This is a genomic window from Cupriavidus sp. CPT47-8839-RL05A, assembly GCF_058792255.1.
Genome location: NZ_JBYTEG010000015.1, coordinates 71,098 through 83,838, shown reverse-complemented (window position 1 = coordinate 83,838; position 12,741 = coordinate 71,098). Strand labels below are relative to the sequence as shown.

The 12,741-nt window shown below is 64.8% G+C and carries 14 protein-coding genes; 1 reads left to right on the top strand and 13 read right to left on the bottom strand.

Features of this window, described 5'->3' with window-relative positions:
• Nucleotides 1–24: 24 nt before the first annotated feature.
• The 5 genes from nusA to AC3WVS_RS19210 all read right to left on the bottom strand — a co-directional run bounded on the left by nusA (nucleotide 25) and on the right by AC3WVS_RS19210 (nucleotide 6,353).
• Nucleotides 25–1,500 (bottom strand): transcription termination factor NusA, encoded by a 1,476-nt coding sequence (gene nusA / locus AC3WVS_RS19230; protein ID WP_010809482.1) that lies wholly within the window; start codon nucleotides 1,498–1,500, stop codon nucleotides 25–27.
• Nucleotides 1,497–1,985, bottom strand: a complete 489-nt coding sequence (gene rimP / locus AC3WVS_RS19225) for a ribosome maturation factor RimP (protein ID WP_492319919.1) — start codon at nucleotides 1,983–1,985, stop codon at nucleotides 1,497–1,499. The genes nusA and rimP overlap by 4 nt, the downstream gene beginning before the upstream one ends.
• A 300-nt stretch (nucleotides 1,986–2,285) precedes the next feature.
• Nucleotides 2,286–4,166: a 23S rRNA pseudouridine(2605) synthase RluB gene (gene rluB / locus AC3WVS_RS19220; RefSeq protein ID WP_492319918.1), complete on the bottom strand. Its 1,881-nt coding sequence runs from the start codon at nucleotides 4,164–4,166 to the stop codon at nucleotides 2,286–2,288.
• Nucleotides 4,167–4,171: 5 nt separating this feature from the next.
• On the bottom strand, nucleotides 4,172–5,026 hold the full coding sequence (gene scpB, locus AC3WVS_RS19215; protein WP_492319917.1) for an SMC-Scp complex subunit ScpB: 855 nt from the start codon (nucleotides 5,024–5,026) through the stop codon (nucleotides 4,172–4,174).
• 568 nt (nucleotides 5,027–5,594) lie between these two features.
• Nucleotides 5,595–6,353 carry a sulfite exporter TauE/SafE family protein gene (locus AC3WVS_RS19210; protein WP_492319916.1) on the bottom strand — a complete coding sequence of 253 codons (759 nt, stop codon included), beginning with the start codon at nucleotides 6,351–6,353 and terminating at the stop codon, nucleotides 5,595–5,597.
• 78 nt (nucleotides 6,354–6,431) lie between these two features.
• On the opposite strand from AC3WVS_RS19210, the gene fnr reads away from it, so the two are divergent.
• Nucleotides 6,432–7,157 (top strand): fumarate/nitrate reduction transcriptional regulator Fnr, encoded by a 726-nt coding sequence (fnr, locus tag AC3WVS_RS19205; RefSeq protein WP_010809477.1) that lies wholly within the window; start codon nucleotides 6,432–6,434, stop codon nucleotides 7,155–7,157.
• A gap of 62 nt (nucleotides 7,158–7,219) precedes the next feature.
• On the opposite strand, the gene AC3WVS_RS19200 is transcribed toward fnr, so the two are convergent.
• From AC3WVS_RS19200 to ccoS, 8 genes are all read right to left on the bottom strand, one after another.
• Nucleotides 7,220–7,465, bottom strand: a complete 246-nt coding sequence (locus AC3WVS_RS19200) for a hypothetical protein (protein WP_013957176.1) — start codon at nucleotides 7,463–7,465, stop codon at nucleotides 7,220–7,222.
• On the bottom strand, nucleotides 7,462–7,671 hold the full coding sequence (locus AC3WVS_RS19195) for a hypothetical protein (protein ID WP_492319915.1): 210 nt from the start codon (nucleotides 7,669–7,671) through the stop codon (nucleotides 7,462–7,464). Before AC3WVS_RS19195 ends, AC3WVS_RS19200 begins: the two co-directional genes overlap by 4 nt.
• A gap of 28 nt (nucleotides 7,672–7,699) precedes the next feature.
• Nucleotides 7,700–9,172, bottom strand: a complete 1,473-nt coding sequence (gene ccoG, locus AC3WVS_RS19190; protein ID WP_492319914.1) for a cytochrome c oxidase accessory protein CcoG — start codon at nucleotides 9,170–9,172, stop codon at nucleotides 7,700–7,702.
• Nucleotides 9,173–9,221: 49 nt separating this feature from the next.
• Nucleotides 9,222–10,139, bottom strand: coding sequence for a cytochrome-c oxidase, cbb3-type subunit III (ccoP, locus tag AC3WVS_RS19185; RefSeq protein WP_492319913.1), 918 nt, complete (start codon nucleotides 10,137–10,139; stop codon nucleotides 9,222–9,224).
• A 2-nt stretch (nucleotides 10,140–10,141) separates the two neighbouring features.
• Complete coding sequence (locus tag AC3WVS_RS19180) at nucleotides 10,142–10,306, bottom strand: cbb3-type cytochrome oxidase subunit 3 (RefSeq protein WP_010809472.1); 165 nt, start codon at nucleotides 10,304–10,306, stop codon at nucleotides 10,142–10,144.
• 3 nt (nucleotides 10,307–10,309) lie between these two features.
• On the bottom strand, nucleotides 10,310–10,972 hold the full coding sequence (gene ccoO, locus AC3WVS_RS19175; RefSeq protein ID WP_492319912.1) for a cytochrome-c oxidase, cbb3-type subunit II: 663 nt from the start codon (nucleotides 10,970–10,972) through the stop codon (nucleotides 10,310–10,312).
• 18 nt (nucleotides 10,973–10,990) lie between these two features.
• Nucleotides 10,991–12,439, bottom strand: a complete 1,449-nt coding sequence (gene ccoN, locus AC3WVS_RS19170; protein WP_492319911.1) for a cytochrome-c oxidase, cbb3-type subunit I — start codon at nucleotides 12,437–12,439, stop codon at nucleotides 10,991–10,993.
• 155 nt (nucleotides 12,440–12,594) lie between these two features.
• Nucleotides 12,595–12,741 carry a cbb3-type cytochrome oxidase assembly protein CcoS gene (gene ccoS / locus AC3WVS_RS19165; RefSeq protein ID WP_492319910.1) on the bottom strand — a complete coding sequence of 49 codons (147 nt, stop codon included), beginning with the start codon at nucleotides 12,739–12,741 and terminating at the stop codon, nucleotides 12,595–12,597.

The window sequence follows — 12,741 nt, the reverse complement described above, 5'->3', positions numbered from 1 at the left end:
TGTAGGCTGGCCCGGCCGTGTCCCTCAGTTGAACCAATGTTCCCGTGCTTTCATGATCAGCGACTTGGCTTCTTCCTCGCTGACACCGGTCATCTCGACCAGCTCGTCCACGGCCAGTTCGGCCAGGTCGTCACGCGTATGGATATCGCCTTCGGCCAGCTTGCCGATCAGTTCCGGGTTGAGGCCGTCGAGCGAGCGCAGGTCCTGCGACACCTCTTCCACCTTTTCTTCCCGGGCCAGTTCCATCGTCAGGAGCGCATCACGCGCGCGATTGCGCAGCTCGTTGACGGTGTCTTCGTCAAAGGCCTCGATCTCCATCATTTCACTGATGGGGACATAAGCCACTTCTTCCAGCGTGGAGAAGCCTTCCTCGATCAGGATGTCGGCAACTTCCTCATCCACGTCCAGCTTGGACATGAACAGCTTGCGCACGACATCGCTCTCTTCGGCCTGCTTCTGCGCCGACTCTTCCTGCGTCATGATGTTGATCTGCCAGCCGGTCAGCTCGGTCGCCAGGCGCACGTTCTGACCACTGCGGCCGATCGAGACGGCGAGGTTTTCCTCGTCGACCACCACGTCCATGCTGTGCTTTTCTTCATCCACCACGATCGACTGCACCTGTGCCGGTGCCAGCGCGCCGATCACGAACTGCGCCGGGTCTTCCGACCACAGCACGATGTCCACGGCCTCGCCGCCGATCTCGTTGCGCACCGCGGTGACGCGGGTACCGCGCACGCCGACGCAGGTGCCGATCGGGTCGATGCGCTTGTCATGCGCGACCACGGCGATCTTGGCGCGCACGCCCGGATCACGGGCAGCCGCCTTGATCTCCAGCAGGCCTTGTTCCATTTCCGGCACTTCGTTCTCGAAGAGCTTGATCAGGAACTCGGGCGCGGTACGCGACAGTTCAATCTGCGGGCCGCGCGCGGCGCGGTCCACATTCAGGATATACGCACGCACGCGGTCACCGGTGCGCAGGTTTTCCTTGGGGATGATCTGGTCGCGGGCCAGCAGCGCTTCCACGCGGCCGGATTCGACGATCAGGCCCTTCTTGTCGGCGCGCTTGACCGTGCCGGTCATGATCTTCTCGCCGCGATCCAGGTAGTCGTTCAGGATCTGCTCGCGCTCGGCGTCGCGGATGCGCTGCAGGATCACCTGCTTGGCAGCCTGCGCACCGATGCGGCCGAACTCGACCGACTCGATCTGCTGCTCGATAAAGTCACCCAGCTCGATGCTGGGGTTTTCATCGCGGGCTTCGAACAGCAGGATCTGCTTGTCCGGCTCTTGCAGGCCCAGCTCGTCGGGAACGACCAGCCAGCGGCGGAAGGTTTCATGCTCGCCCGACTCGCGATCGATCGCGACACGGATATCCACGTCTTCCTCGAAACGCTTCTTGGTGGCCGAGGCGAGCGCCGCCTCCAGGGCACCGAATACCACATCCTTGTCGACGTTCTTCTCACGCGCAAGCGCATCGACGAGCAACAGAACTTCGCGGCTCATTGCTTGTTCCCTTTTCTTTGATTTCCTTTGAAGTCGATCACCGGCACCAGGCGTGCCTTGTCGACATCGGATACGGCAAATTCCAGCAGCGCCGGGCCATCTTTGCCTTCGAACTCCAGGCCAATCATCTCCTCGCCCGCCGCGCCGGTGGGCTCGCGCAGGATGCCTGTGAAGTTCTTCTGTCCGTTGACGGGCAGGCGCAGCGTCACGCGCACCTCCTCGCCGGCAAAGCGGACATAGTCCGCCAGCTTCTTCAGCGGCCGGTCCAGTCCGGGCGACGAGACCTCGAGGCGTTCATAGTCGACGTTCTCGACCGTGAACACGTGGGTGAGCTGGCGGCTCACCTTTTCACAATCCTCGATGGCAATGCCGGTTTCAGGCTGATCGATATAGACACGCAGCAATCCGGCCGGGGCACGCTCGAGCTCGACCAGCTCATATCCCATGCCGCTTAGGGTGGTTTCGATCAAATCTGCCAGATGCACTGTTATCCCGAGTAATGGCCATCAACACCGTGGCAGGCAAACCCGCCGGTGCCGTCCGGGACGACCCTGCTGCAGCCCTGCCTGTCCGCCATCCCCCGCTCCAGCGGAGAGAACCGAAAAACGGGCGAACCAAAAAAAAATGGGCGCAATGCCCATCATTCGCCCATCCTCGACGAGGATGGCTTTTTGAATAGACTTGAATTATACGCGGATTATGTCGAAAAGGCAAAAGCCAGACATTTCCGCGCACCGAATCCGGCGCCGGCAGGCGTTCAGCCCGCCATGCGCCGCAATCAGCGCTTATCGGTTGCCGCCGCGGTTGCCACCACGGTTGCCGCCGCCACTGCCACTACCGCCGCGCGGGGAACGGTTGCCGCCCGGTTTCGACGCCTTCGGCATCACATTGCCGTTGGCTTCGCCGCCGCCGCGACGCGGCTTGCCCTGACCCTGGCCGCCCAGGCCACCCTGACCGCGCATGCCACCCATGCCGCCCATGCCGGCGCCACCACGCCCCTGGCGTGCGCCAGTGCCGCGCCCGCCGCCCAGGTTGGCCGCGTGCGAGGTCAGCAAGGTGGGCCCGTGGGTGATATAGCCCATCGAGGTCTTCATCGGGTCCGGCTGGCTGCTGCGGCCGCCGCTACCGCCCCGGGCGCCGCCCTGGTCGAAGCGCGGCAGGCCGTCCATGCCCGTGGGCATCGGCATGCCGGCAATCGCGGCTTCGGTGCGCTGCTTGCGCCCGCCTACCTTGGTGGCGCCCTTGGGAGCCTGCTCGCCCTTGCCGGGCACCTTCAGGCCGACACCGGCCATCAGCGCCTTGACGTCATTCGGCTCGACTTCCTGCCAGCGGCCGCGCTTGAGGCCACGCGGCAGCAGGAACTGGCCGTAGCGGGTGCGGATCAGGCGCGACACGGTCAGCCCGACCGCCTCGAACATGCGGCGCACTTCACGGTTGCGGCCTTCGGTCAGGGCCACGTGATACCACTGGTTGACGCCTTCGCCGCCGCCGTCGGCAATACGCAGGAAGTTGGCCTCGCCGTCATCGAGCTTGATGCCATGCAGCAGGCGCTGGCGGTCGGCCTCGGCCAGCTCGCCCAGCGTGCGCACCGCGTACTCGCGCTCCACGCCATAGCGCGGATGCATGAAACGGTTGGCAATGTCACCCGAGGTGGTGAAGATCAGCAGGCCTTCGGTATTGAAGTCCAGGCGGCCCACTGCGACCCACTTGCCGGCCTTGATGCGCGGCAGGCTGTCGAACACGGTCGGACGGCCTTCCGGATCGGACTGGCTGACGATCTCGCCGGCGGGCTTGTGGTACAGCAGCACGCGCGGCGGCTTGGTCGACACCTTGCGGTGGATCAGCTTGCCGTTCACGCGGACCTGGTCCGCCGGCAGGATGCGCTGGCCGATATGGGCCGGCAGGCCGTTGACCGAAACGCGGCCCTGCAGGATCAGTTCTTCCATCTCGCGGCGCGAGCCCAGCCCGCCCTCGGCCAGCACCTTGTGCAGCTTGGGCGCGTCGTCGTCGGCCGACAGCTCGCGCACCGGCTTGGCCTTGGTGCGCGGAATGACGGTGTCTTCGTTGTCGTACTGCTCGGAGATCACGAAGCGGAACAGGTCTTCGCTGCTCGCCGCGGTCTTGTCCCCGCCGCCCTGGCCCTTGCGGGGCGCCTGCGGCTTGCCGCCATCCTTGCGGCGGCCCTGCTGCCGCGCGCCGGTGCCCTGCGCCTCGCCCGGCGCTGCCGCCTTGCCCGAGCGCTGGACCGGCTTGCGCTTGCGGCCGGGCTGCTCGGGCTTGTCGGTGCCTTCGGCCCTGGCCGCGCGGTCCACCTTGTCTGCCTTGCTGGTGCCCTGGCCGCCCTGGCTACCCTGGCCGCCCTCGCCCTGCCCCGTCTTGCGCTTGCCGCGGCCACGCTGGCCAGCGCGCGCACCGCCCGCCGCCTGTGCGGCGCCCGCTTCACCGGCATCGGCCTGGCCGCCGGCGCCTTCGGCGCCCTCGCCGCGGTCCTGTGCCTGGCGGCGCGATGCGACCAGGTTCCTCAGCCCGCGGCGCAGCCCCTTGCGGCGGGGCGCGGCTTCGCTGCCCGATCCGGGTTCTGCGGCGCCGGTGTCGGCGGGTGCGCCCGCATTGCGGGTGTCTTGCTCAACGGAATCAGACAAGATATTCACTATCGGATGTTGCATGTTGTTCAGTTCGGCACGCGCTCGTCGTGCTCGCTCGGGTGCGGCGGGGTGCCGTTGTCCGGCAAATCGCCCCGCGCCCCGTCCGGATTGGGTGCGGCTGGTTCGGTGGAAGCGGCCTCGGCGGCATCGTCGGCTGCAGCTTGCAGCGGTTGCGCGTCAAAGCCATTGGCGCCTTGGTCGACCGGGCCGGTCGTCTCGGCTTCGTTTGCGACGGATGCTTCAGCCACATCCGCTGCGTGCGCGGCGGGGTCGGCAAAAGCCTCTTCGTCGGCGCTGGCCGCCTTGTTTGCAGCCAGGTCTTCAAAATTGATGGCCTGCTGTTCCAGCAGGGTTGCCTGCGCCTGCGCCTGGGCATCTTCCAGCGGCGGCAGCTCATCCAGCGTACGCAGACCAAGATCGTCCAGGAACGCCTTGGTGGTCGCATACAGCGCCGGCCTGCCCGGCACGTCGCGGTGTCCGATCACCTCGATCCAGCTGCGGTCCTCAAGCTTCTTGATGACTTCCGTGCTGACCGTCACGCCGCGGATTTCCTCGATATCGCCGCGGGTCACCGGCTGCCGGTAGGCAATGATCGCCAGTGTTTCCATCACCGCGCGCGAATATTTTGGCGGCTTTTCAGGATTCAGCCGATCCAGGTATTCACGCATTTCCGGCCGGCTCTGGAAGCGCCAGCCGCTGGCCAGCGCCACCAGTTCCACGCCGCGCGGCCGCCAGTCCTGGCGCAGTTCATCAAGCAGCACGCGGATGGTGTCTGCGCCGACGTCGTCGTCAAACAGCCGCCGCAGATCATTGACGCGCAACGGTTCCTGCGCGCAGATCAGCGCCGTCTCGAGGACGATCTTCGCCTCTTGGGTATTCATGTTGATGGTGTGCAGCCTGTCTTTGCACCTGCTCCCGGACGGATCCGGGGCACCGGAGATTTTGGATACAGCGGTGCGAAAGCCACCGCCATCTCATTGCGCAGCTAGCCGGATACCTGCTGCATCCAAGCCGTGCACTTCCCTATCTTTGCATCGAGTTGCCGGGCGTTCCGGCAGGAGATCGTTCGCATGCCGTTATGGGCCAGCCAGCGAACCTCTTGCGTAGCGCGTCCGCACATATCGGACGTCGCTGTCAGCGAACTGAAGGCCTCGGACGCAAGAAAAACGGGTATCGGGAGCAAGGCCGGCATCGCCAACACCGCAGTGCCAGCCGGACTTTTGAACCAGATCTTTTGAACCGGATGGACTGTGGGGACGGGACGGGCATCGAAAACCTTCCGCTTCCCCTGCCCTGAACTCGCCTTCTGGTATGAAGGCCGCCTGGCGCTGCTCGTCCGCTGCTTACCGCGGCTCACAAGACGCCGCGCGATACCGCAATGTTGGCGATTGTATGGCATTCCCGCCCCCGCCTGCAACCATCATCCGTTGCCCGCGCGGCGCCGGCGCCTCAGAACACCAGGCAGAATCCATGCTCGGCCAGCGAATGTGGCAACAGCACCGCTCGCGCAATGCCAAGACCGCCGAACGCCATCACCGCCAGGCCGGCACCCAGGCGCACGCCGGGACGGCGCGACAGCGTACGCAAATAGCCCGACAGGCCGGAGAGCACCAGCAGGTTAGGCAGTGTGCCGAGCCCGAACACGCCCATCACGAGTGCGCCGGACGCCGCATTTCCCGCCAGCAGCGCCAGCGTGAGCGCCCCATAGACCATGCCGCACGGCACCAGTCCCCACGCCAGGCCCACGCCATATCGCCGCGCCAGGCCGCCGCGTGCGCGCACAAACGACGGCATGCCGCGTGCCACGCCAGCCAGCCGGCGCGCCACCGTTGCGCCGGCACGCGCCGCCAGCCGCTCCAGCCAGTCGACGGTAAAAGTGTTGCCGCGCAGCAACCGCCAGCCCGACCATAGCAGCATGACGCTGCCTGCGCCGAACAGCCAGCGCTGCACCGGCAGATAGTCCTGCTTCCACGCCGAAGCACCGACCGCGCCCAGCGCGGCCCCAAGCAGCATATAGGTCGAGATCCGGCCCAGGTGCATTATCAGCAACTCGCCCAGCCAGGCGGCACGGCTGGGCACAAGACTGATCGTGGCCGCCGCCCCGCGGCGTTGCTCCACGGCCAGCGCCACGCCGCCGCACATGGCAGCGCAGTGGACCCCGCCCAGCAAAGCCAGCAGAAAAACGCTGATCAGTACGCCAAATGTCAATTCTCACTCCCTACCACATCACATCGCACGGTAAAATGTCCTTATCGCGCCCTCGCTGCCATTTCTAGCAGGTTCCAATTGCTCACCTCCATTCCCATTACCGAGATGTCACCCCGCTGCTCCACCTGTGCGATGGGGCAGCTGTGCCTTCCGGTCGGCATGTCGCAGCAAGACCTTGCCAAGATGGACACGCTGGTTCAGGAACGCATCCGTGTGCACAAGGGTGAAACCCTGTATCGCATGGGCGATCCGCTCACCGCGGTCTATGCCGTGCGCTTTGGCACGCTCAAGACCCACGTCACCACTGAAGACGGCCGCTCGCAGATTACCGGCTTCCACCTGCCCGGCGAAATTGTCGGTCTCGACGGGCTGGGCGAGATGCAGCATGCCTCCGATGCCGCCGCGCTGGAGGACACCGAAGTCTGCGTGGTCCGCATGAGCGAGTTGCAATCGCTGTCGGCAGACCTGCCGTCGCTGCAGCAGCAGTTCCTGCGCCTGATGGGCAAGGAAATCACGCATGACCAACTGATGCTGGTCACGCTGGGCTCGATGCGCGCCGAGGAACGCCTTGCCGCCTTCCTGATCAACCTCTCTGAGCGCCTGTCGGCGCGCGGCTATTCGGCGTCCGAGTTCGTGATGCGCATGAGCCGCGAAGAGATCGGCAGCTACCTGGGCCTGAAGCTCGAAACCGTCAGCCGCCTGTTCTCTCGCTTTGCCGAAGCCGGCCTGATCCAGATTCGCCAGCGCCACGTCAAGCTCGTGGACATCGACGGCATCAAGCAACTCTACAGCCGCTCCTGCTAAGCGGCCAAGGCGCTGTCATGGCCGCATCCGGCCATGACAGCGCAGGCCTCACGGCAGCCCGCTTACTCCAGTTCGTCGGTATCGCTGAGCCGCGTCGGCATGGTGTAGAGCGTCAGTCCGCTGGACAACGCGCAGAACACCCAGGCCATCAGGAAGCCGATGGTGTAGACCGATTCGCGGGACGCTTCGATCGGCTGGCCGAAGAAGTTCAGGTCACCGGGATCCACCACCGAAAACACCGTCGCGGTCGCAAACCCAGCCATCAGGAACGCCGGCCAGAGTACCCACATCAGCCAGCGCAACCTCATGGCTGCCTCACAGCGGCAGCCTTGGGCGGCGCGGCGTCGACCTTCTCGACCACCAGGCCATGGCGCGTTGCACCCTGCACCGGCATGTCCGGATGCGTGGATGCCAGCCAGATTGTCACGCCGCACGCCACCATCGCCACCAGCGGGCCGCTCATCAACAGCCACGGCCACGGCTCCTTCCACCACGGATTGCCTTGCTGACTCATCTTGCCCCCTTCATCTTGACGACTAGCTTCACAAATCGCGCGGCACGATGAAACTGGTGGATTGCCGGATTTCGGCATGCCCCCGCTCCGTGCCTTCGCTCGTCACTGTCACGTTGATCTTGTGCGTGCCCTGCGCCGCGGCCTCGATCGGCACGCGGATCCGGATCGGCAGCAACCGGTTGGACGTCGGCGCCAGCGATTCGGCCTGCTTGTCGTATTCCACCGTCAGGTTCTTCAATTCGTCGCTGTCGGCGCGCACGCTGATCTGCATCGGCGCTTCGGTGGTGTTGATCAGCTGCAGGCGATAGACATTCTCGATCCAGCGGCCTTCCACTTCACGGCCGAGCGCACCACGGTCGCGGATGATGTCGACCTTCAGCGGCGTGCGCAGCGCGATCGAAGCCATGAACCCGGCCAGCAGTGCCACCCAGATCACGGAATAGATAACGACGCGCGGGCGCAGCAGGCGCTTGCGCGATGCCGCCGCGGACAAGCCCTTGCGCATCGCGTTTTCCGAGGTGTACCGGATCAGGCCGCGCGGATATGCCATCTTGTCCATGACCTGGTCGCAGGCGTCGATGCAGGCGCCGCAGCCGATGCACTCGTACTGCAGGCCGTCGCGGATATCGATGCCCGTCGGGCACACCTGCACGCAGATGCTGCAGTTGACGCAGTCGCCAAGCCCCGCCTTGTGGTGGTCGGTCTTGCGCGACCGGCTGCCGCGCGGCTCGCCGCGGCCGACGTCGTAGGTCACGACATAGGTATCGCGATCCACCATCACGCTCTGGAAGCGCGCATACGGGCACATGTACTTGCACACCTGCTCGCGCATGAAGCCCGCATTGCCCCAGGTGGCGAACGCGTAGAACAGCATCCAGAACGACTGCCACGGCCCCAGCGACAGGCTGAGCACCTCGCCGCCCAGTTCGCGGATCGGTGCGAAATAGCCGATGAAGGTAAAGCCGGTCCAGAGCGCAATCAGCACCCACAGGAAGTGCTTGGTCGCCTTGAGACGGAACTTGCGCAGGCTCCACGGATCGCCGTCGAGCCGGATGCGGGCGATGCGGTCGCCTTCGACCCGCCGCTCGATCCACATGAAGATCTCGGTGTAGACCGTCTGCGGACAGGCATAGCCGCAGAACAGCCGCCCCGCGATCGCCGTGAACAGGAACAGCGCCAGCGCCGAGATGACCAGCAGCACCGCCAGGTAGATGACGTCCTGCGGCCACAGCACCAGCCCGAAGATGTAGAACTTGCGCTCGCCAAGGTCAAACAGCACGGCCTGGCGGTCATTCCATTGGAGCCAGGGCGTGCCGTAGTAGATCAGCTGGGTCAGGATCACCAGCCAGACCCGCCAGCTGGAGAAGGCGCCCGTCACCGAGCGCGGGTAGATCTTGCGGCGGACCTCGTAGAGCGTTTCGTCAGAGGTCTCGCCCGGCGCAGCGGCCGACCGTTGCAGGTCGGCCGCCCGGGCCATTTCTTCGGTCCCGGGTGCGTTCATGGGCATGCTCTCCCGCGAGCTGCCAGCGCCCGCTCACATGAGTCGTCGGTCATTGCCCGGCTCCGCCCCCAGTGTTGGACAAACCCCAGACATAGGCCGTCAGCATCCGGATGCGTTCAGGCGTCAGGATCTCCTCATGCGCGGGCATGTGGTTGTTGTGGCCCTTCAGGATGGCGTCGACGATGCTGCCTTCCGAGCTGCCATACAGCCAGACGTTGTCCGCCAGGTTGGGCGCGCCGAGCGCCTGGTTGCCCTTGCCGCCGGCGCCGTGGCATGCCACGCAGGTCGTCTTGAAGGCGCCCTCGCCACGCGACGCACGGATCGGGTCCGACGACAGGCCCGACAGCGAGCGCACGTATTGCGCCACGTCGCCCGCCTGCTTGGCGTCGATGGCCGCGGCAAACGGCGGCATCACGCCATTGCGGCCCTTGGTGATGGTCTGCTGGATGATGTCGGGTTCGCCACCATAGAGCCAGTCGCTGTCCGTCAGGTTCGGGAAGCCGCGGCTGCCGCGCGCGTCCGAGCCGTGGCATTGTGCGCAGTAGTTCAGGAACAGGCGCTGGCCGATCTCGCGCGCCTGCGGATCCGCCGCTACCTGCTTGACGTCCATCTTCAGGTACTTGGCGTAGATCTCGTTCTGCATTTTCTCCTGCGCCGCGCGGTGCGCGGCAAGTTCGCCCTGCGTGGAGAACTTCAGCACGCCGGCATACGAACCCAGTCCCGGGTACAGCACCAGGTAGGCCAGGCTGAAGATGCAGGCCAGCAGGAACATCCACATCCACCAGCGCGGCAACGGGTTGTTCAGCTCGCGCAGGTCACCGTCCCAGACATGGCCGGTGTCTTCAGTGCCGCCGGCGGTCTTGGCGACCTTGCGTTGCGAGAACAGCAGCCACACGCACCAGACGATGCCGATGAGCGCGATAGCGGCAATGTAATAACTCCAGAATTCGGAAATGAAATCGCTCATGGCTAGGTGTTCCGGCTCGATGTTGTCGTGGTTTCGTCAGGCAGCGCGAACGGCAGCATGGCGGATTCCCGGTTGGCGGCCTGCCGGCCGGCGGACCAGGCCCACCAGCAGATCCCCAGGAAGACGACCATCGACACGACGGTCGCAATGGCAGTGATCATGGCCATGGCTTACTCCTTGGGTGCCGCGGCCGCGGCGGAATCCACGCGGACGTTGCGGCGGTTGGTGCCCAGGCCTTGCAGGTAGGCAACCAGCGCATCTTCTTCGGTCTTGCCCTTGAGCTCGTCCGGTGCCTTGGCGATCTCGGCATCCGTGTACGGCACGCCCAGGCGCACCAGCGCGCGCATGCGGGCCTGGATGTCGTTGGTGGGCAGCTCGGCCCTTTCCAGCCACGGGTACGATGGCATCACCGATTCCGGCACCACGTCGCGCGGATTGCGCAGGTGGATGCGCTGCCAGTCATCCGAGTAGCGCCCGCCCACGCGCGCCAGGTCGGGACCGGTGCGCTTGGAGCCCCACAGGAACGGGTGGTCGTAGACCGACTCGCCCGCCGTGGAAAAGTGGCCGTAGCGCTCGGTCTCGGCCTGCAGCGTGCGGACCTGCTGCGAGTGGCAGCCGACGCAGCCTTCACGGATATAGATATCGCGGCCCATCAGCCGCAGCGGCGAATACGGGGTGATGCCCGGATCCGGCTCGGTGGTGGAGTGCTGGAAGAACAGCGGCACGATCTGGACCAGACCCGCAATGCTGACCACGAGGATCGTGCAGATGATCAGCCAGCCGATGTTCTTCTCCAGCGTTTCGTGGGAAAAGAAGCGTTGTTTGTCGGACATCTTTCTATCCTGGATTGATCAGTGGGCAGAGGCAGTGATGCTGGCCGGAATCGGCGCATCCACTGCGGGCTTGCCGACGATGGTCTTGAGCACGTTGTAGGCCATCAGCAGCATGCCGGACAGGAAGCACAGGCCACCCAGCAAGCGAATCAGGTAGAACGGGTACTTGGCCTTGACCGCTTCGACGAAGGCATAGGTCAGCGTGCCGTCAGGCTGCGTGGCGCGCCACATCAGGCCTTCCATCACCCCGGCGATCCACATCGAGGCGATATACAGCACCACGCCGATGGTCGCGATCCAGAAGTGCCATTCGATCATCCTGACGCTGTACATCTGCTTCTCGCCGAACAGACGCGGGATCAGGTAGTAGAGCGAGCCGATCGAGATCATCGCGACCCAGCCCAGCGCGCCCGAGTGCACGTGACCGATGGTCCAGTCCGTGTAGTGCGAGAGCGCGTTGACGGTCTTGATCGACATCATCGAGCCTTCGAACGTGGCCATGCCGTAGAACGACAGCGCCACCACCAGGAACTTCAGGATGGGGTCGGTGCGCAGCTTGTGCCAGGCCCCCGACAAGGTCATGATGCCGTTGATCATGCCGCCCCACGACGGCGCCAGCAGGATCAGCGAGAACACCATGCCCAGCGACTGTGCCCAGTCCGGCAGCGCGGTGTACTGCAGGTGGTGCGGGCCGGCCCACATGTAGGTGAAGTTCAGCGCCCAGAAGTGGACGATGGACAGGCGGTAGGAGTAGATCGGGCGCTCGGCCTGCTTGGGAATGAAGTAGTACATCATCCCCAGGAAGCTGGTGGTCAGGAAGAAGCCCACGGCATTATGGCCGTACCACCATTGGATCATCGCGTCCTGCACGCCGGCATAGGCCGAGTAGGACTTCCACAGCGACACCGGTATCTCGATGTTGTTGACGATGTGCAGCAGCGCGATGGTCAGGATGTAGGCGCCGAAGAACCAGTTGGCGACGTAGATATGCCGGGTCTTGCGCTTGACGATGGTGCCGAAGAACACGATCGCGTAGGCCACCCAGACCGCGGTGATCAGCAGGTCGATCGGCCATTCCAGTTCCGCGTATTCCTTGGAGCTGGTGATCCCCAGCGGCAGCGTGATGGCGGCGGCGACGATGACCAGCTGCCAGCCCCAGAACGTGAACGCGGCCAGCGGGCCGCAAAACAGGCGGGCCTGGCAGGTGCGCTGAACCACGTAGTACGAGGTCGCGAACAGCGCGCTGCCGCCGAAGGCGAAGATCACCGCATTGGTATGCAGCGGCCGCAGCCGGCCAAACGACAGCCAGGGTGTGTTGAAATTGAGTTCGGGCCAGATCAGCTGTGCTGCCAGCAGCACGCCGACGGCCATGCCGACGATCCCCCAGACTACCGTCATGACAGCGAACTGTCTTACGACGCCGTAATTGAAGGTGTCGACGCGTGAAGACGCGGCAGTGACATCCATTCAGACCCCCAAAGCTTAGAGAAAAGAAAAAACCTACTGACAGTGTGACTTTAGAAAAACCATGCTGCGTGTGCGTTGATCTTTATCAAGTCGCTCAGGGCATGCATGGAACCTGCGTGCTGGACCCCGGTCGGAGGGCGCGCCGCGCGGCAGGTTCATGGCTTGTCGTTGTCCAGCAGGATCGATTCGGCGGGCCGGTCCAGGTCGTCGTACTGCCCGGCATAGAGGGCCCACCACAGCGCGCCCGCGATGACCACGACAAGCACCAGGCTCATCGGCACCAGCAGGTAAAGCGTTTCCAT